The organism is Micromonospora sp. NPDC047793 (assembly GCF_040642635.1).
In the GTDB taxonomy this organism is placed as follows: Bacteria; Actinomycetota; Actinomycetes; order Mycobacteriales; family Micromonosporaceae; genus Micromonospora.
This window is the reverse complement of sequence record NZ_JBEYSG010000005.1, coordinates 387,364-404,881: the sequence shown is the minus strand read 5'-3', so window position 1 is coordinate 404,881 and position 17,518 is coordinate 387,364. Positions and strand designations below refer to the sequence as shown.

The 17,518-nt window shown below is 71.3% G+C and carries 17 protein-coding genes; 7 read left to right on the top strand and 10 right to left on the bottom strand.

Annotated elements, in window-relative coordinates; translation table 11 throughout:
* Window positions 1-40 precede the first annotated feature (40 nt).
* Entirely contained in the window at window positions 41-1,546 is a 1,506-nt protein-coding gene (miaB, locus tag ABZ738_RS14390; protein WP_131053777.1) for a tRNA (N6-isopentenyl adenosine(37)-C2)-methylthiotransferase MiaB, read from the bottom strand.
* A gap of 52 nt (window positions 1,547-1,598) precedes the next feature.
* On the opposite strand from miaB, the gene ABZ738_RS14385 reads away from it, so the two are divergent.
* The gene (locus ABZ738_RS14385) at window positions 1,599-1,817 is read left to right on the top strand and encodes a DUF2277 family protein (protein ID WP_117226614.1); all 219 of its coding nucleotides are present in this window, start codon (window positions 1,599-1,601) and stop codon (window positions 1,815-1,817) included.
* A gap of 164 nt (window positions 1,818-1,981) precedes the next feature.
* On the opposite strand, the gene ABZ738_RS14380 is transcribed toward ABZ738_RS14385, so the two are convergent.
* Both ABZ738_RS14380 and selD read right to left on the bottom strand, forming a co-directional pair.
* Entirely contained in the window at window positions 1,982-2,461 is a 480-nt protein-coding gene (locus ABZ738_RS14380; protein ID WP_131053778.1) for a hypothetical protein, read from the bottom strand.
* A 288-nt stretch (window positions 2,462-2,749) separates the two neighbouring features.
* Window positions 2,750-3,739: a selenide, water dikinase SelD gene (gene selD, locus ABZ738_RS14375; protein ID WP_131053779.1), complete on the bottom strand. Its 990-nt coding sequence runs from the start codon at window positions 3,737-3,739 to the stop codon at window positions 2,750-2,752.
* A gap of 182 nt (window positions 3,740-3,921) precedes the next feature.
* On the opposite strand from selD, the gene ABZ738_RS14370 reads away from it, so the two are divergent.
* The 4 genes from ABZ738_RS14370 to ABZ738_RS14355 all read left to right on the top strand — a co-directional run bounded on the left by ABZ738_RS14370 (window position 3,922) and on the right by ABZ738_RS14355 (window position 7,340).
* Complete coding sequence (locus ABZ738_RS14370; RefSeq protein WP_131053780.1) at window positions 3,922-4,677, top strand: amino acid ABC transporter ATP-binding protein; 756 nt, start codon at window positions 3,922-3,924, stop codon at window positions 4,675-4,677.
* Between the two features lie 64 nt (window positions 4,678-4,741).
* Window positions 4,742-5,620, top strand: a complete 879-nt coding sequence (locus ABZ738_RS14365; RefSeq protein WP_131053781.1) for a glutamate ABC transporter substrate-binding protein — start codon at window positions 4,742-4,744, stop codon at window positions 5,618-5,620.
* Between the two features lie 23 nt (window positions 5,621-5,643).
* Window positions 5,644-6,351 carry an amino acid ABC transporter permease gene (locus ABZ738_RS14360; RefSeq protein ID WP_131053782.1) on the top strand — a complete coding sequence of 236 codons (708 nt, stop codon included), beginning with the start codon at window positions 5,644-5,646 and terminating at the stop codon, window positions 6,349-6,351.
* Window positions 6,348-7,340 carry an amino acid ABC transporter permease gene (locus ABZ738_RS14355; RefSeq protein WP_131053783.1) on the top strand — a complete coding sequence of 331 codons (993 nt, stop codon included), beginning with the start codon at window positions 6,348-6,350 and terminating at the stop codon, window positions 7,338-7,340. Before ABZ738_RS14360 ends, ABZ738_RS14355 begins: the two co-directional genes overlap by 4 nt.
* 70 nt (window positions 7,341-7,410) lie before the next feature.
* Here ABZ738_RS14355 and rny read toward each other — a convergent pair whose 3' ends face one another.
* The 7 genes from rny to ABZ738_RS14320 all read right to left on the bottom strand — a co-directional run bounded on the left by rny (window position 7,411) and on the right by ABZ738_RS14320 (window position 15,525).
* Window positions 7,411-9,177, bottom strand: a complete 1,767-nt coding sequence (gene rny / locus ABZ738_RS14350; protein ID WP_131053784.1) for a ribonuclease Y — start codon at window positions 9,175-9,177, stop codon at window positions 7,411-7,413.
* A gap of 583 nt (window positions 9,178-9,760) precedes the next feature.
* The gene (locus tag ABZ738_RS14345) at window positions 9,761-10,519 is read right to left on the bottom strand and encodes a regulatory protein RecX (protein WP_131053785.1); all 759 of its coding nucleotides are present in this window, start codon (window positions 10,517-10,519) and stop codon (window positions 9,761-9,763) included.
* Window positions 10,520-10,527: 8 nt separating this feature from the next.
* A complete protein-coding gene (gene recA / locus ABZ738_RS14340; RefSeq protein ID WP_131053786.1) occupies window positions 10,528-11,574 on the bottom strand; it encodes a recombinase RecA in 1,047 nt (348 codons plus the stop codon).
* A gap of 185 nt (window positions 11,575-11,759) precedes the next feature.
* The gene (locus ABZ738_RS14335; RefSeq protein WP_131053787.1) at window positions 11,760-11,960 is read right to left on the bottom strand and encodes a DUF3046 domain-containing protein; all 201 of its coding nucleotides are present in this window, start codon (window positions 11,958-11,960) and stop codon (window positions 11,760-11,762) included.
* A 5-nt stretch (window positions 11,961-11,965) separates the two neighbouring features.
* Complete coding sequence (locus ABZ738_RS14330; protein ID WP_357213266.1) at window positions 11,966-13,372, bottom strand: MFS transporter; 1,407 nt, start codon at window positions 13,370-13,372, stop codon at window positions 11,966-11,968.
* A 27-nt stretch (window positions 13,373-13,399) separates the two neighbouring features.
* A complete protein-coding gene (locus ABZ738_RS14325) occupies window positions 13,400-14,101 on the bottom strand; it encodes a UdgX family uracil-DNA binding protein (protein ID WP_357213263.1) in 702 nt (233 codons plus the stop codon).
* A gap of 83 nt (window positions 14,102-14,184) precedes the next feature.
* Complete coding sequence (locus tag ABZ738_RS14320; protein ID WP_357213260.1) at window positions 14,185-15,525, bottom strand: aminotransferase class I/II-fold pyridoxal phosphate-dependent enzyme; 1,341 nt, start codon at window positions 15,523-15,525, stop codon at window positions 14,185-14,187.
* A gap of 34 nt (window positions 15,526-15,559) precedes the next feature.
* Here ABZ738_RS14320 and ABZ738_RS14315 point away from each other — a divergent pair, with 34 nt between their 5' ends.
* Together ABZ738_RS14315 and leuE are read left to right on the top strand one after the other, a co-directional pair.
* The gene (locus ABZ738_RS14315; protein WP_131057700.1) at window positions 15,560-16,804 is read left to right on the top strand and encodes a bifunctional pyridoxamine 5'-phosphate oxidase family protein/GNAT family N-acetyltransferase; all 1,245 of its coding nucleotides are present in this window, start codon (window positions 15,560-15,562) and stop codon (window positions 16,802-16,804) included.
* Window positions 16,801-17,463 carry a leucine efflux protein LeuE gene (gene leuE / locus ABZ738_RS14310; RefSeq protein WP_131057699.1) on the top strand — a complete coding sequence of 221 codons (663 nt, stop codon included), beginning with the start codon at window positions 16,801-16,803 and terminating at the stop codon, window positions 17,461-17,463. Before ABZ738_RS14315 ends, leuE begins: the two co-directional genes overlap by 4 nt.
* The last annotated feature ends 55 nt before the right edge of the window (window positions 17,464-17,518 follow it).

The window sequence follows — 17,518 nt, the reverse complement described above, 5'->3', positions numbered from 1 at the left end:
GGGTCGGTCGGGGCGCGGCACGCCGGGCCCCGACCGGCTCTCAGGTCGCGACGGCGCAGCCGCTGGTCGGCGCGGGCACCACGGTCGGCGCGCCGACCGACGGCAACCCGAGCAACACCCCGGGGGTACGCGGCGCGCGTCCCGCCTCGGCCGCGTCACCGGCCCGGGTCCGCCGGTGCGACACCGGCTCCCCGTCGGCGTTGAGATGGTGCGGGGCGGCGTAGGTGATCGTGGTGTGCACGATGTCGCCCGGCCGGATCGAGCCCGCCTCGACCGTGCCCGTCGCGAAGTGCACCAGGCGGCCGTCGCGGGCCCGGCCCGACATCCGGCCGGTGCGGTCGTCCTTGCGGCCCTCCCCGACGGCGACCAGCACCTCGACGGTCTCGCCGACCAGCTTGCGGTTCTCCGCCCAGGTGATCTCCTCCACGCAGGCGATCAACCGCTCGTACCGTTCCTGCACCACCTGCTTGGGCAGTTGGCCGTCCATCGTCGCGGCGGGCGTGCCGGGGCGTTTCGAGTACTGGAACGTGAAGGCGGAGGAGAACCGCGCCTCGCGGACCACCTCCAGCGTGCGCACGAAGTCCGCCTCGGTCTCGCCGGGGAAACCGACGATGATGTCCGTGGTGATCGCCGCGTCCGGCATCGCGGTGCGGACCTTCTCGATGATCCCCAGGTATCTCTCCGACCGGTACGACCGGCGCATCGCGCGCAGCACCTCGTCGGAGCCGGACTGCAACGGCATGTGCAGCGAGTGGCAGACGTTCGGCGTCTCGGCCATCGCGGCGATCACGTCGTCGGTGAAGTCCTTCGGATGCGGGCTGGTGAACCGGACCCGCTCCAGCCCGTCGATCTCCCCACAGGCGCGCAGCAGCTTGCCGAAGGCGTACCGGTCGCCGAACTCCACGCCGTACGAGTTGACGTTCTGCCCGAGCAGCGTCACCTCCAGCACGCCCTCGTCCACGAGCGCCCGCACCTCGCTGAGGATGTCGCCGGGACGGCGGTCCTTCTCCCGGCCCCGCAACGACGGCACGATGCAGAAGGTGCAGCTGTTGTTGCACCCCACCGAGATCGACACCCACCCCGCGTACGTGGACTCGCGGCGGGTCGGCAGCGTCGACGGGAACACGTCGAGGGCTTCGAGGATCTCCACCTCGGCGGCCGAGTTGTGCCGGGCCCGCTCCAGCAGCACCGGCAGCGAACCGATGTTGTGGGTGCCGAAGACCACGTCGACCCAGGGCGCCTTGCGGACGATGTCGCCGCGGTCCTTCTGCGCCAGGCAGCCGCCGACCGCGATCTGCATCCCGGGGTGCCGGTCCTTGACCGGCCGCAGGTGCCCGAGGTTGCCGTACAGTCGGTTGTCGGCGTTCTCGCGGACCGCGCAGGTGTTGAACACCACCACGTCCGGGGTGTCGTCGGCCTCGCCCGCGCGGATGTATCCCGCCTGTTCGAGCAGGCCGGAAATGCGCTCGGAGTCGTGCACGTTCATCTGGCAGCCGTAGGTGCGCACCTGGTAGGTGCGCGGGCCGCCCGCCGCTGCGGTAGTCATGACGTGCAAAGCGTAGCCGGACCCGTGTAACGGGGCGGAACGAGGAGGAGCCGTGTGCCGAAGCATCAAGACCCTGCGTGAGCCGTACACCCCACAGGTGACCGACGCGGACGTGGAGGCCGCGGCGTTGCAGTACGTCCGGAAGATCTCCGGATTCCGCGCGCCGGCGGCGCACAACGCCGCCGCGTTCGACGCCGCGGTGGCCGCGGTCGCCGCTGCCACCCGCACGCTGCTCGACGAACTCGTGGTCCGCGGCGCCCGCCCGAGCTGACGCGCACCCTCGGTGCCGTCTCAGTGCAAGGAAGGGCACCTTGTTAACGCCTGCGGTAGAGGAAGGGACCCTTGTTAACAGCAACCCTCGTCTTGGCGGCTCGCGCCGTTAAGAGGGGGCCCGTGCTCTGCACGAGGCGTTAAGAAGGGGCCCTTCCTTACACCTCAGGCGGCGGCGAGGGCGGGGTTCACCGAGTCCGGGGTCCACCGCGAGCGGTGGCACCGGGACCAGCCCCGACAGCGCGAGTCGGCCTCGGTGCAGAGGCGGCGCTCGCTGAGCACCTCACCGTCGTCGGTCTCCCGCACGTCGAAGTGCACCGGACGGATGCTCCCGTCGGGTGCGACCAGCAGGTGCCGGGTCTCGTCGAGCGTGTCGTCGCGCAGCAGGCAGTTGCGGTCGAGCAGCCGGGCCAGCGCCGCGACGCTGGGCAGTTCGGGCAACCCGTCGGGTACGCCGTAACTGTCCACGATCGTGGCGAACTCCCCCGGCGCCTGCCACACGTCGCAGATCACCGCGTACGTTGGCAACCGGGTCGGGTCGGCCACGGCCAGGGGCATGACCACCCGACCGAGCGCCTCGGCCAGTGCCGGGTAGACCTCCACCGGTCGCACCTGGTCGATTCTCCAGTTCCACAGCTCGGTCATGCCGCCTCCTCGCTGTGCTCGTTCCACCGGCCTCCGGATCGGGCCTTACTGACGATGGTGGGGGGCATTTGCCCCAAGCCGGGGGCAAGTTACCGGTCTGTGACCATTCTGGGCAAAATTTCCCGACGTCACATCGCTCGACGTAGCGGGAAGGTGACAGTTTATCGGGTATGGTCCGCGCTCCCACGCAACGGCTCGCCGGGTCGGCGCAGCGCCATCCGGTGCCCCACGCGGGTCAGTGGTGCGGAACGATCCAGGGCTCTACCCGAGGCCCGCGCAGGACGACCGTCAGCGCAGGACGATCCGGTGTTCGCTGCGCGGTCGCAGTTCGCCGATCACCGGGGCGCCCGGCACCTCGCCGGCCACCAGCAGGCCGCCCGAGGTCTGCGCGTCGGCCAGCAGCAGCCGCTCGGCCTCACCGACGGCGCCGAAGTCGGTCCACGGGGTCACCCATTCGAGGTTGCGGCGGGAGCCGCCGCTGACATACCCGTCCCGCACCGCTTCCGAGGCGCCGGCCAGATAGGGCACCCGGGCAGTGTCGATCACCACGGTGAGTTCGCTGGCCCGGGCCAGTTTCGACGCGTGGCCGAGCAGACCGAATCCGGTCACGTCGGTGCCGCAGCGCACGCCGGCCGCGACCGCCGCCCGGGCCGCATCCCGGTTGAGCGTGGTCATCGCGGCGACCGCCTCGGGGAAGTTCTCCCCGGTGTTCTTGTGCCGGGTGTTGAGCACGCCGACACCGAGCGGTTTGGTCAGCGAGAGCGGTAGTCCGGCCCGCCCGCCGTCGAGGGTGATCAGCTCCTCCGGCCGGACCAGGCCGGTGACGGCCAGCCCGTACTTGGGACCGTCGTCGTCCACGCTGTGCCCGCCGGCCAGGTGGCAGCCGGCCTCCTGGGCCACGTCCCGGCCACCGCGCAGCACCTCGCGGGCCAGTTCCAGTGGCAGTACGTCACGGGGCCAGCAGAGCAGGTTGAGCGCCACCAACGGGGTGCCGCCCATCGCGTACACGTCGGAGAGTGCGTTGGCGGCGGCGATCCGGCCCCAGTCGTACGCGTCGTCGACCACCGGGGTGAAGAAGTCGGCGGTGGTCACCACGCCGGTCCGCTCGTCCAGCCGGACAACCGCCGCGTCGTCGCCGTGATCGAGCCCGACCAGCAGGTCGGCCGCGCCGGCGGCGGGACCGAGCCCGGCCACCATCGCCTCCAGCTCGCCGGGTGGGATCTTGCACGCACATCCGCCGCCACGGGCGTACCGCGTCAGCCGCACTGCCTCGGTCATAGCCCCATGATCTCCGTCACTCGGTGTGAGCACCAGCGCTCACAGGCAATTTCGGACTTCAGGTCAGGATCCGGGTCGGTGTTACCGCTCCGTGACCAACTGAGTTGTCTACCGACATGTCGCCCCGCCTACAGTGGCCGCTAACCGAGGGTCATCCGGCCCTCAAAGCAATGAGGGGGACGGTGGACGACGTGACGACGGGCGAACCGCTCATCGTGCTGGACTCGGTCAACAAGTGGTTCGGGCCGTTGCATGTACTGGACGACGTCTCGGTGTCGGTGAACCGGGGTGAGGTGGTCGTGGTCATCGGCCCGTCCGGCTCCGGCAAGTCGACCCTGTGCCGCACGATCAACCGACTTGAGCCGATCAACTCCGGCACCATCACGTTCGACGGCCAGACGCTGCCGGCCGAGGGCAAGGCCCTGGCGAAGCTGCGCAGCGAGGTCGGGATGGTGTTCCAGTCCTTCAACCTCTTCGCGCACAAGACGATCCTCGAGAACGTCACCCTTGGCCCGGTCAAGGTGCGCAAGGAGAAGCCGGCGGCGGCCCGCGAGCGGGGTCTGGCCCTGCTCGACCGGGTGGGCATCGCCAACCAGGCCGACAAGTACCCGGCCCAGCTCTCCGGCGGTCAGCAGCAGCGCGTCGCGATCGCCCGGGCGTTGGCCATGCAGCCCAAGGCGATGCTCTTCGACGAGCCCACCAGCGCACTCGACCCGGAGATGGTCGGCGAGGTGCTGGAGGTGATGACCTCGCTGGCCCGTGACGGCATGACCATGGTCGTGGTGACCCACGAGATGGGCTTCGCCAGGCACGCCGCCAACCGGGTCATCTTCATGGCCGACGGCAAGCTGGTCGAGGAGTCCACCCCGAACGAGTTCTTCGCCAGCCCGAAGACCGACCGGGCCAAGGACTTCCTCTCCAAGATCCTCACTCACTAGTCCGACCGAATACGAGCACGCCGTCCCCCCGGCGGCGGAGCTTTGTCGCAGAAGGAGATGAAAAATGCGTATTAAGCGCATAGCGGCCGTTGCCGCGGCAGCCACCCTCGCCCTCGGCATGACCGCCTGCGGCGGGGACGACGCCGACGACGCCGCCACCGGCGAGACCAAGGACTTCGCCGCCGGCAGCACGATGGAGCGCCTCAACAAGGCCCAGTCCATCAAGATCGGCACCAAGTTCGACCAGCCGCTGTTCGGCCTCAAGGGCCTCGACGGCGACCCGCAGGGCTTCGACGTCGAGGTCGGCAAGGTCATCGCCGCCGAGCTGGGCATCCCGGCGAGCAAGATCGAGTGGGTCGAGACCCCGTCCGCCGTCCGCGAGCAGCGGATCGAGGAGTCGGCGGTCGACCTGGTCATCGCGACCTACACGATCAACGACACCCGCAAGGAGCGGATCGACTTCGCCGGGCCGTACTACATCGCCGGCCAGACGATCCTGGTCCGGGCCGACGAGAACGAGATCACCGGCCCCGACTCGTTCAAGACGACCACCAAGAAGATCTGCTCGGTGCAGGGTTCGACCCCGGCCAAGAACATCGAGCCGTACCTGAGCAACGTCGCCGAGCAGCTCGTCGTCTTCGACGTGTACACCAAGTGCCTCGACGCCCTCAAGGGCGGCCAGGTGGACGCGATCACCACGGACAACGTGATCCTGACCGGCTACATGTCGCAGAACGAGGGCCAGTTCAAGCTCGCCGGTGAGACCTTCACCGAGGAGCCGTACGGCATCGGCCTCAAGAAGGGCGACAACGACTTCCGCACCTTCCTGAACGACACCCTCGAGGCGTCCTTCACCGACGGCCGTTACCTGGAGGCCTGGAAGAACACCGCGGGCAAGGTCGACTCGACCGACCCGAAGATCCCGACCGTCGACCGCTACTGATCCCTTAGCTGAAGGGTGATTTCGTGAACGTCCTCGTCGACAATTTCGACGTCTTTCGCAGTGGATTCTTTGTCACTCTTCAGCTCTGCATCCTGTCGGCCACGGGGGCGTTGATCCTCGGCGTTCTCGTGGCCGTCATGCGGATCTCGCCGGTGCCGCCACTGCGGTGGCTCGGCGGAACGTATGTCACGGTGCTGCGCAACTGTCCACTCACGATTGTCATGTTCTTCGCGGCGTTCGGTCTCCCGGCACTCGGGTCCAACGCCGACTTCCTCCGGATCCCGGGGCTGGACGCGATCTTCCAGCGCATGGGCACCGACCTCCCGTACTTCCGGTTCGCGTTCATCGCGCTGAGCGTCTACACGGCCGCGTTCGTGGCCGAGGCGGTCCGCAGCGGTGTGAACGGTGTGTCGAGCGGCCAGGCCGAGGCGGCTCGGGCCATCGGGCTCACCTTCACGCAGAACCTGCGCTTCGTCGTCCTGCCCCAGGCATGGAAAGGAGCGATCGTGCCGCTCGGCAGCGTGCTGATCGCCATGATCAAGAACTCGGCGCTGGCCGGCTTCTTCGGCGTCGCCGGAGACCTCTCCGCCAGTGGCCAGGCACTCACCAGTGTGGGTGGCCTGCCGATCATCCCCGTCTTCATCGGCATCAGCCTGGGCTACCTGATCCTCACGGTCCCCCTCGGCCTGATGCTGGACCGGATCGAGCGCCGGCAGGCGGTGGCCCGATGAGCAACCAGACGATGTCGGTCCTCTACGACGCCCCCGGTCCGCGCGCCCGTCGGGTCACCATCATCTCCAGCGTGCTCGCCGCCGTCGCGGCCGTCGCCGGTGCCTACTTCCTCGTGTACAAGCCGCTCGACGAGCGTGAGCAGTTCGCGATGGAGAAGTGGGGACCGCTGATCGACCCGAGCAACGAGGTCTTCGGCCAGGTGTGGACCCAGCTCGGCCAGGGCTTCCAGGCCACGCTGATCGCCGCCGCGCTGGCCATCGTCAGCTCGCTGGTCTTCGGCACCCTGCTCGCCATCCTGCGGGTGCAGCTCAAGGCGCTGATGCGCCGTCGCTTCACCACCCTGGCGCCGCCGGTGGCCCTGGCCGTACGCGGGCTGAGCTGGGTGCTCAACGGCGTGACCAAGTTCTTCGTCGAGGTGTTCCGGGGACTGCCGGTCGTCATCACGATCTTCTTCTGCGCCAGCGGCCTGCCGGTGCTCGGCGTGGACCTGGGCAGCATCCTGTGGTACCTGGTGATCGGCCTGACCATCTACAACGGTGTGGTCATCGGTGAGATCCTCCGCTCCGGCATGGAGGGCCTGCCCGGCGGCCAGCGCGAGGCGGCCGACGCGATCGGTCTGACCTCGTTCCAGGCGACCCGGATGATCCTGCTGCCGCAGGCGTTCCGGATCATGCTCCCGGCGCTGATCAGCCAGCTCGTCGTGGTCTTCAAGGACACCTCGCTGGGCTTCATCATCAGCTACGAGGAGGTGCTCCGGAAGAGCAGCTTCGTCATCCAGGTGCTGGACAACCCGATCCAGGTGTACTTCGTCGTCGGCGTCATCTACATCGCCGTCAACTACCTGCTGTCGAAGCTCGCCGAGTACGCCCAGCGCCGCCTCGCCCAGGGCCGTCGGGCGATCAAGAACACGCCGAAGGACGACGCGACCCCGAACCGCGCCGAGCCGGGTCTCGGCCAGGACGTGGCGGTCGCCGGCACCACCACCTGACCTCGATCAGGAGCACCACACGAACCGGATGGCCGGTCGGAGGCGAGAAGCCACCGACCGGCCATCGGCGTCAGCGGGCGATCTCGGTGACCCGGGACTCGCGTACCACCGTCACCCGGATCTGCCCCGGGTAGGTCAACTCTTCCTCGACCTGCTTGGCCACGTCGCGGGCCAGCACCGCCGCGCCGATGTCGTCGACGTCGTCGGGCTTGACCATCACCCGGATCTCCCGGCCCGCCTGCATGGCGAAGACCTTCTCCACACCCTGCTTGCCGGCCGCGATCTCCTCGATCCGCTCCAGCCGCTTCACGTACGCCTCAAGGCTCTCCCGCCGTGCCCCCGGCCGTCCGCCGGAACAGGCGTCGGAGGCCTGGGTGAGCACGGCCTCGACGGTCTGCGGCGGCACCTCGTTGTGGTGCGCCTCGATGGCGTGCACCACGTCCTCGCTCTCGCCGTACTTGCGGGCCACGTCGGCACCGATGATGGCGTGGCTGCCCTCCACCTCGTGGGTGAGCGCCTTGCCGATGTCGTGCAGGAACGCCGAGCGCTTGATCAACGGCACGTCCAGGCGCAGCTCGGCGGCCATCACCCCGGCGATGTGCGCGGTCTCCACCAGGTGCTTGAGCACGTTCTGCCCGTACGAGGTGCGGTAGCGCAGCCGCCCGAGCAGGGTGATCAGCTCGTCGTGGATCTCGGTGATCCCGACCTCCACGAGGGCGTCCTCGGCGGCCCGCCGGCAGAGCTGGTCCACCTCCTGGCGGGCCAGGTCGTGCACCTCCTCGATCCGGTGCGGGTGGATCCGGCCGTCGAGCACCAGCTTCTCCAGGGTCAACCGGCCCACCTCCCGGCGTACCGGGTCGAAGCAGGAGAGCAGCACCGCCTCGGGGGTGTCGTCGATGATCAGGTTGACGCCGGTGACCGACTCGAAGGCCCGGATGTTGCGGCCCTCCCGGCCGATGATCCGGCCCTTCATCTCGTCGCCCGGCAGGTGCAGCACACTGACCACGCTCTCCGCGGTCTGTTCGCTGGCCACCCGCTGGATCGCGTCGACCACGATGTGCCGGGCCCGCTGCTCGGCCGTCGACCGGGCGTCGGACTCGATGTCCCGCACCAGCAGCGCGGCCTCCCGCTTGGCCTGGGTCTCGATCGCCTCGACCAGCTCGGTCCGGGCCGCGTCGGCGGTCAGTCCGGCCACCCGTTCCAGCTCCCGACGCCGCTGGTTCTCCGCCTCGGTCAGCTCCGTCTCCCGGACCGCCAGCGCCGCCTCACGAGCCGCCAACGCCGCATTCGCGGCGGTGAGCTGGCGCTCCCGCTCGGCGAGCCGCTCCACCTCCTCGGTGTGCAGCCGCTCCCGCTCGTCCATCCGGGTCGCCCGCCGCTCGACCTCGGCGGCCTGTTCCCGGGTGGTCGCGGCGAGCACCGCCACCTCCCGCTCACCGCTGCGCCGGGCCGCCGTCCGCAACTGTTCGGCGTCCGCCTCGGCCTGCTTGTGCGCCCGTTCCAGTACGGCGTCCGCCTCGGCGCGGGCGTCGTCGAGCACCCGGCGGGCCTCCGCTCGGGCCGACTTCGCCTCCGCCTTGGCCCCCGCCGCCTCGGCGCGCGCGGCGGACGCCGCCGACTTGGCCACGTCGATGGTGCTGTTCACCTCGTCGGCGGCGGTCCGCAACGCCGCCAGCGACTGCTCCCGACGGTCCTTCTCCGCGATGTAGGCGGGATCCTCCGGCGCGGGGCGTGACTGCATGCCGCGCAGCACCCGCAACCCGAGGAAGGCCGCACCGAGCACGACCACGGTCAGCAACAGGACGGCGACCAGGAGCACCACGTCCAGGCCCCTCATCCGGCGGCCCCCCGGGCTGCGTCACCGGTCGCCGCGACGCGGGGCGTCGGCTTCCCCGGCGACCCCGGACTCTGCTCACCGTCGTCGGTGGCCCCCGCCTCGGCGGGTGCGCCCGCTCCCCCGCTCATGCCGGCCACCCGATGGACCCGTACCGCCTCGACATGGCGCGCCTCCCCTGAACGTCGCGCCGCAGCAGCATGCCGGTGGACACGCTCCTACGGCTCTGGACGCCCGACCGGAGCGCCTGGCCGTGGGATGGCTTCCTCCGCCGACGAGGTCACGGGGACCGTCGGCGGGCCGGGTGCAGTTGTCACGCCGATCCGGACCGGCCTGTCCGGTCGACGTATGCAGCCGGCGAAACCGGCCAAAGTGATGCTGTTCTGTTACGAGATCTATGTTGTGCGCTTAGCCTGCGCCGGTCGGGCAATGTGAGCCTTTATGGCGAGGCTAGGACTCCAACGCCCTCCGGTCAAGAAGTCATGATCAAACCACCCGGACGGAGAGAAGTCGCTCAGTCACCCTGAGCCACTGAAGAGTCGGACGTGAGCGGACAAACGCCACCGATGTCCGAGCGAACCTCCGGTCAGTCGCCCGGACCGCCCGGACCGCCCGCAGCGTCCCCCTCGGCGTCGATCAAGGCGTCCGCGTCGAGTCGCTCGGCGAACTCGGCCGCCTCGGCGCTCTGCGCCGCCAGGGCGTCCTTCACCGCCCGGATCGCCACGCCCGGGGGGTAACCCTTGCGGGCCAGCATGCCGACCAGTCGCCGGAACACCGCGTCCGGCTCACCTCGGGCCGTCCGCAGCTTGCGCTCCACCAGGGCCCGCGCGGTCTCCGCCTCGGTGGTCTCGTCCAACTCACCGAGCGCCTCACTGGCGGTCTCACCGTCCACGCCGTGCCGGCGCAGCTCGTTGGCGAGCGCCCGGCGGGCCAGCCCACGGCCGGCGTGCCGGCTGCTCACCCAGGCCCGGGCGAACGCGGCGTCGTCGATGATGCCGACCTCGTCGTACCGGTCGAGGACTCCGACGGCGGTCTCCTCGGAGATGCCCCGTCGGGCCAGCGCGGCGGCCAACTCGGCACGGGTGCGCGGACGCACCGCCAACTGCCGCAGGCAGATCTCCCGGGCCATCTCGGCCTCGTCCCGGGGCGGGTTCGTCCGTCGACCGCCCGCCGTTTCCTCGACCGCCGACGCGCCGGGGCCCGTCTCGTCGTCGGGCGGACCGGCGGCCGGGTCGAACTCGTCACCGGCGGCGCGGCGACCTCGACGGGGGCGAGGGGTGCCATCGGCCGCACGGGGCGGACTGGCATCCCAGCCCCGCCCCGTGCGCGCACGTCGTCCAGCCATGAGTCAGATCAGAAGTCGACCGGCGGCAGCTCCGGGCCACCGGCGGCATCGCCCGCACCGACCCCGACGCCGAGCTTCTCCAGGATCTTCTTCTCGATCTCGGCGGCCACGTCCGGGTTCTCCCGGAGGAACTCGCGGGCCTTCTCCTTGCCCTGGCCGAGCTGGTCACCGTCGTACGTGTACCAGGCGCCGGACTTGCGGATGATCGCCTGCTCGACGCCGACGTCGATCAGCGAACCCTCGCGGGAGATGCCCTTGCCGTACATGATGTCGAACTCGGCCTGCTTGAACGGCGCGGCCACCTTGTTCTTCACGACCTTGACCCGGGTGCGGTTACCGACCACGTCGGTGCCGTCCTTGAGGCTCTCGATGCGGCGCACGTCGAGCCGGACCGAGGCGTAGAACTTCAGCGCCCGACCACCCGTCGTCGTCTCGGGCGAGCCGAACATGACGCCGATCTTCTCGCGGAGCTGGTTGATGAAGATCGCGGTGGTGCCGGTGTTGTTGAGCACACCGGTGATCTTCCGCAGCGCCTGGCTCATCAGCCGGGCCTGCAGACCCACGTGGCTGTCGCCCATCTCGCCCTCGATCTCGGCGCGCGGCACCAGCGCGGCGACCGAGTCGATCACGATGATGTCGATGGCGCCGGAGCGGACCAGCATGTCCACGATCTCCAGCGCCTGCTCACCGGTGTCCGGCTGGGAGACCAGCAGGGCGTCGGTGTCGACGCCGAGGGCCTTGGCGTACTCCGGGTCGAGCGCGTGCTCGGCGTCGATGAACGCGGCGATGCCGCCGGCCCGCTGGGCGTTGGCCACCGCGTGCAGGGCGACCGTGGTCTTACCGCTGCTCTCCGGGCCGTAGACCTCGACGACCCGGCCCCGGGGCAGGCCGCCCACGCCGAGCGCGACGTCGAGGGCGATGGAGCCGGTGGTGATCACCGCGGTCTGGATGATCGGCCGCTCCCCGAGCCGCATCACCGAGCCCTTGCCGAACTGTTTATCGATCTGAGCGAGAGCAAGGTCGAGCGCCTTCTCCCGGTCCGGCCCTGCCGCCATCGTTGCCACCCCTGCCTTCGCCGGCGTCTTTCCTGAGCTTCGCGTCACGCGGGACACGCTAGGCGCTGGGTCCGACAGAAAACCAGCCGACGGGCCGTGATCTGTGGACGAGCACCCCGCTGTGGACAATAGCCGAACAGGTGTACGAGTCGGCAAGGGACACGCGGAAGTAACGAATCGGCTGCTCAGCGTAGTCGGGCGGGCACCCGGTCGGGATAGGCGGCGACCACCGCACGCCACACCACGTGCGTCTGGGCACCGGCCGCGAGCGCCTGCTCGATGGTCCGCCCGTCGAGCTGCGCCAGCACCTGGTCACGGGCGATGCTGGCCGCGTACCCGGGGCCGAACGCCTCCTCCAGCCGCGTCCAGAAGTCGGTCAGCCGCACGTCGATCAGTCCTCCTCGTCCGGTGCGCCCACCGGCACCGGCCGCAACGCTAGCGCCAGCAGGGGGGCGACCGCGACCGCCGCCAGCAGGGTCAGCACGGGATATCCCGACACCTGCACGACAAACCCGCTGATCGCGCCGGCCAGCGCACCGGCCAGCCCCATGAGCAGGTCGGACAGGCCCTGGGCGCTGGGGCGTACCGCGTCCGGCACGGACTCCGACAGCAGCGTGGAGCCGGCCACCATGGTCGCCGACCAGCCGAGCCCGAGCAGCACCAGCCCGACGACCAGCCGGGGGGTGTGGTGGCCGGCAGTGCCGGCGACCGCGCAGGCGGCCAGCAGCGTGCCGACCCCGCCGAGGATCACCGCGCGGCGGCCGAGCCGGTCGGCGAGCCAGCCGACCACCGGGGCGAGCGCGTACATGCCGGCGATGTGCAGGCTCAGCACCAGCCCCACCACCGGCAGCACCTCGTCCACCGGGTGGAACTCGCGCAGGTGCACCGGGGTCATCGCCATCACGGCCACCATCACCAGGTGGCCGACGGCCACGGCGGCCACGCCGAGTCGGGCGGCCGGGCGGGCGCGTACCACCGACCAGGCGGCACGCATCCCCGCACCGCGCCGGGCCGACGGCACCGGCACGGGCTCGGCCGTCACCGGGTCGCCGGAGGGCGGCGGCGCGGGTGTCGACCGCTCGCCGGCCGACACGGCGACATCCCCACCGGGACCGTCGGGGACCGCCGCCGCGAGACGGCGTGCGGTCAGCAGCGGGTCGGGCCGCAACCGCACCAGGAGTACGCCGGCGGCGAGCACGAACGCGACGGCGCTGAACGCGAACGGTCCGGACAGCGCCGGCAGCCCCCACCCACCGGTGACGCGGTCGGCCAGCGCGGCGAAGTTCGGGGCGGCCACCGCGCCGACGGTGGTGGCCCAGACGACCAGCGACAGGTGCCGGGCGCGGTGGGCCGGGGCGGCCAGGTCGACGGCGGCGTAGCGGGCCTGGAGGTTGGCCGCGGACCCGCCGCCGAACAGCAACATGCCGAGGAAGAGCAGCGGGATCCACCCGGTCGCCGCGGCCACCACGATCAGCGTCCCGCCCAGCGCGCCGACGCAGTACGCGACGGCCAGGCCCGGCCGGCGACCGTGCCCGGTGATGATCCGGGTGATCGGTACGGCCAGTAGCGCACCGCCGACCACGGCGGCGCTCTGCGCCAGACCGGCCGCGGCGGTGCCGGCGAGCTCGGCGACGAGCAGCGCCCCGACGGCGAAGCCGATGGTCACCCCGATCCCGCCGAGCACCTGGGTACCGCAGAGCAGGCGCAGGGTACGCCGCTGGAGCGACGCGACGTCGACGGGCGCCGGTGAGGTCACCGGGGACTCGTCGCGGTCGCGTTCGTGCAGATGCGGGCGCATGGCGGCAAGTGTGGCACCGCCGGACGGTCACCGGGTGAGTGCGCGGGCCGCCACCTTCAGGTCGGCGACGAGGCCGTCGTAGGCGACGTCCTGGTTGTCGGCGCGCAGCACCGCCGACGGGTGGATGGTGGCCAGCAGCCGGGCGGCGGGGGCGTCGGCGGTGTGCCCGGCGCTGTCCACCGGGACCCGCTGGAAGTCCTCGGGATGCTGCGCGGCGGCCGGCCAGGGCAGCAGTTCGCCACGCTGGCGGGTGACCCGGAACGTCGGGCCGAGCAGCGCCTTCGCGGCGGTCGCCCCGAGCACCACCACGATCTCCGGGTGCAGGCGGGCGAACTCGGCGACCAGCCAGGGCCGGCAGGCGGTGATGTGCACCCGGTCCGGCGTCTGGTGGATGCGCCGCTTGCCGCGCAGCTCGAAGCGGAAGTGCTTCACCGCGTTGGTGAGATAGATCTGCCGAGGGTCCAGCCCCGCGTCGTCGACCGCCCTGCGGAGCAGCCGACCCGCCGGGCCGACGAAGGGCAGTCCCTTCTGGTCCTCCAGGTCGCCGGGCTGCTCGCCGACGAAGACCACCCGGGCTCCGGCGTCGCCCCGACCGAAGACGGTCTGCGAGGCGTCGCGGTACAGCTCGCAGCCCCGGCAGCCGGCAGCGGCGGCGCGCAGGTCGTCGAGCGTGTCGGCGCGCGGCGGGATGAACCGTTGGGCGCCCGGTGCGGTGTCGGTGTCGGCCATGGCGACTGTTCTACCCGGTGTGGCGCGGGCCACGCGAACAAGGCCGGCAGTTCGGCCGTACGGGCAGGTCACGGGCAGATCGGTCAGGCACTGAACCCGGCGGGTGCGGCAGGGCGTGCCGCCCGGGCCAGCGCGTCGGCCAGCGCCGGTAGGTCCTCCTCGTCCAGCGCGCTGACGGTGATCCGCAACGCGGGCGGACCGGCGATGCGGTAGAGCGCGCCCGGGGCGGCCAGCCAGCCGGCGTCCCGCAGCACGGTTGCGGCGAGGGTCTCGTCGGCCACCGGCAGCCACACGTTGATGCCGCTGCGCCCGTGGGCGGGCAGGCCACGGGCGGCCAGGGCGGCGATCAACCCGTCGCGCCGCCGTTCGTAGCTGTCGGCGGCCCGCGCGACCGAGGCGGTCACCGCCGGGTCGTGCCAGAGCGAGAGCACCAGGCGTTGCAGCACGGTGGAGACCCAACCGGCGCCGACGCGGGCCCGTCCGGCCACCCGGGCCACCGTGGTCTCGTCCCCGGCCAGCACGGCCAGCCGCAGGTCGGGGCCGAACGGTTTGCTCACCGAGCGGAGGAAGGCCCAACTGGCGGTCGCGCCGGCCAGCGGGTGCAGCGGCACCCGGGCCAGTTCGGCGGCGTGGTCGTCCTCGATCAGCAGCAGGTCGGCGTACTCGGCGAGCAGGGCGCGCAGCGCGGCGGCCCGGTCGGCGGAGACGGCCGCGCCGGTGGGGTTCTGCGCCCGGCTGGTCACCACCAGCGCCCGTGCTCCGGCGGCCAGCGCGGCGGCCACCCCGGCGACCATCGGCCCGTCGTCGTCGACCGGTACGCCGATCGGCCGCATCCCCAACGCGGCGATCAGGTCGAGCAGGCTGGCCCAGCCCGGGTCCTCGACGGCCACCGCGTCACCGGGACGCAGGTGCGCGCCGAGCAGGCGCTCGATGCCGTCCAGCGCGCCGCCGGTGAGAGTCACCTCGGCCGGCGGGATCCCGTCGGCGGCCAGTCGTTCCCGGGCCGCCTCGGCGACCTCCGGCAGCACGCCGACGTCGGGGTAGCCGACCGGCGTACCGGCGGATTCGGCCAGCCGGGCCAGGTGCGGGCCGAGCGGGGGCAGCAGCCGGGTGTCGGGCTGCCCGGCGGAGAGATCGCGCAGCCCGGGGCCGGGAGGTGGGCGCAGGGCGGCGCGGCGGGCGGCCACCGGCGGGCGGGGGCGTACCCGGGTGCCGTGCCGGCCGGCGGTGACGACCAGGCCGCGTCGACGCAGGTCGGCGTAGGCGCGGGAGACGGTGGCCGGGCTGACCGCCAGCTCCACGGCGAGCGTGCGGACCGGCGGTAGCGGGTCACCGGGGACGAGGGCGGCGTGGCGGATGCCCGATTCGACGCTGGCCGAGATCTCGGCGGCCGTCGCACCGGTCACCTGATAGCGTGCTGACACAAATAAGAGATTGTACTAGAACAAAGGTGGCAGCATGTACACGCCGACCGCCCGTACCACCGCCAGCCGCTCCCGGGACCGGATGAGCTACGACCGCGACGCCGCGCACGCGGTGCTCGACGAGGCGTACCACTGCGCGCTCGCCTTCACCGTGGACGGTGAGCCCCGCGTCCTGCCCACCCTGCACGTCCGCGTCGGCGACACCCTCTATCTGCACGGCTCCACCGGCAGCCGGCCGTTGCTCGCCGCCCGTGGCGACGGCCTGCCGGTCTGTGTGGCGGTCACCCTGCTGGACGGCCTGGTCTATGCCCGGTCGCAGTTCCACCACAGCGCCAACTACCGCTCGGTGATCGCGCACGGCACCGCCCACCTGGTCACCGACACCGACCTGCGGGCCGAGGTCTTCACCGCCCTGATGGAGAAGACCGGCACCGGCCGTGCGGCGGAGAGCCGCCCGCCGAGCCGACGGGAACTGGCCGAGACCGCCCTGATGGCGCTGCCGCTGCGCGAGGTCTCCGTCCGCACGCGTACCGGCGGCGTCCGCGACGAACCCGCCGACCTGGCGCTGCCCCACTGGGCCGGGGTGGTGCCGCTGCGGCTGACCGCCGGGCCGCCGCAACCCGACGCCGGGGTCACCGCGCCGGTGCCGGCGTACCTGCGACCGGCCGCCACGCCGTGGCACCAGGCGACCGAACTGCACGGCACGCACGTCCGGCTGGAACCGCTGGACCTGTCGCACACCGACGAGATGTACGCGGCCACCACCGACCCGGAGGTCTGGCGGCACCTGGGCGTCCCCCAGCCGGCCGACCCCGAGGCGCTGCGCGACGAGATCGCCACGGCGCTGGCCGCCCAGCACCGTGGCGAGCGGGTCGCCTGGGCACAACGGTGTGCGGTGACCGGGGCCGTCGTCGGCTCCACCTCGTACTACGAGATCGACGAGGACCGGCGATCGCTGGCCATCGGCTACACCTACCTCGGGCGACCCTGGTGGCGTACCGGGATCAACACCGAGGCCAAGCTGCTGCTGCTCGGCCGCGCCTTCGACGACCTCGGCGCGATCCGGGTGGTCTGGCACACCGATATCCGCAACGAACGCTCGCAGCAGGCCATCGCACGGCTCGGCGCCACCCGGGAAGGCGTGCTGCGCAAACACCGGCAGCGGCCGGACGGCTCGTGGCGGGACACCGTGCAGTACTCGATGACCGCCGACGAGTGGCCGAACGCACAGGTCAGGCTGCGGGAAAGGCTTCTCTCGGGAGCCGGCGCGGCCGGATGATGTCGGGCGTGCTGGGGATCACCGACATCTGGACGTACGTGCTGGGCACCGTCGCCATCATCATGCTGCCCGGACCGAACTCGCTCTTCGTCCTCTCCACCGCCGCCCGGCGCGGGGTGGGCACCGGGTACCGGGCCGCCGGCGGGGTGCTCGTCGGCGACGCGGTGCTCATGGTCCTCTCCGCCGCCGGAGTGGCCTCGCTGCTCAAGGCGTACCCGCCGGTCTTCCTCGTGATCAAGTACGCAGGTGCCGCGTACCTGGGCTATGTGGGGGTGACCATGCTGCGTGGCGCCTGGCGGCGCTGGCGCGACCGCAACGACCCGGACACGCCTCGGCTGATCGACGCCGCGAGGCCGGCGGAGATGCGCAGCCCGTTCCGCAAGGCCATGATGATCAGCCTGCTCAACCCGAAGGCGATCCTCTTCTTCATCTCGTTCTTCATCCAGTTCGTCGACCCGACGTATGCCTGGCCGGCACTGTCCTTCCTGCTGCTCGGGCTGATCGCACAGGTGACCAGCCTGCTCTACCTGACCGCGTTGATCTTCGCGGGCACGTTCCTGGCCGCCCAGTTCAGGCAACGCCGCCGATTGTCGGCCGGGGCGACCAGCGCCGTGGGCGCGCTGTTCCTCGGCTTCGGTTTCAAGCTCGCGCAGGGTTGAGGGCGGGGCTGCGGCTCGTGTGTGTTGTTGTGTTGTTGTGTTGTTGTGTTGTTGT

Bases quoted from the DNA above. Each gene is read 5' to 3' on its own strand.
- miaB (WP_131053777.1), bottom strand. From the start codon at position 1,546: ATGACTACCGCAGCGGCGGGCGGCCCGCGCACCTACCAGGTGCGCACC.
- ABZ738_RS14380 (WP_131053778.1), bottom strand. From the start codon at position 2,461: ATGACCGAGCTGTGGAACTGGAGAATCGACCAGGTGCGACCGGTGGAG.
- selD (WP_131053779.1), bottom strand. From the start codon at position 3,739: ATGACCGAGGCAGTGCGGCTGACGCGGTACGCCCGTGGCGGCGGATGT.
- ABZ738_RS14365 (WP_131053781.1), top strand. From the start codon at position 4,742: ATGCGTATTAAGCGCATAGCGGCCGTTGCCGCGGCAGCCACCCTCGCC.
- ABZ738_RS14355 (WP_131053783.1), top strand. From the start codon at position 6,348: ATGAGCAACCAGACGATGTCGGTCCTCTACGACGCCCCCGGTCCGCGC.
- rny (WP_131053784.1), bottom strand. From the start codon at position 9,177: ATGAGGGGCCTGGACGTGGTGCTCCTGGTCGCCGTCCTGTTGCTGACC.
- ABZ738_RS14345 (WP_131053785.1), bottom strand. From the start codon at position 10,519: ATGGCTGGACGACGTGCGCGCACGGGGCGGGGCTGGGATGCCAGTCCG.
- recA (WP_131053786.1), bottom strand. From the start codon at position 11,574: ATGGCGGCAGGGCCGGACCGGGAGAAGGCGCTCGACCTTGCTCTCGCT.
- ABZ738_RS14330 (WP_357213266.1), bottom strand. From the start codon at position 13,372: ATGCGCCCGCATCTGCACGAACGCGACCGCGACGAGTCCCCGGTGACC.
- ABZ738_RS14325 (WP_357213263.1), bottom strand. From the start codon at position 14,101: ATGGCCGACACCGACACCGCACCGGGCGCCCAACGGTTCATCCCGCCG.
- ABZ738_RS14315 (WP_131057700.1), top strand. From the start codon at position 15,560: ATGTACACGCCGACCGCCCGTACCACCGCCAGCCGCTCCCGGGACCGG.
- leuE (WP_131057699.1), top strand. From the start codon at position 16,801: ATGATGTCGGGCGTGCTGGGGATCACCGACATCTGGACGTACGTGCTG.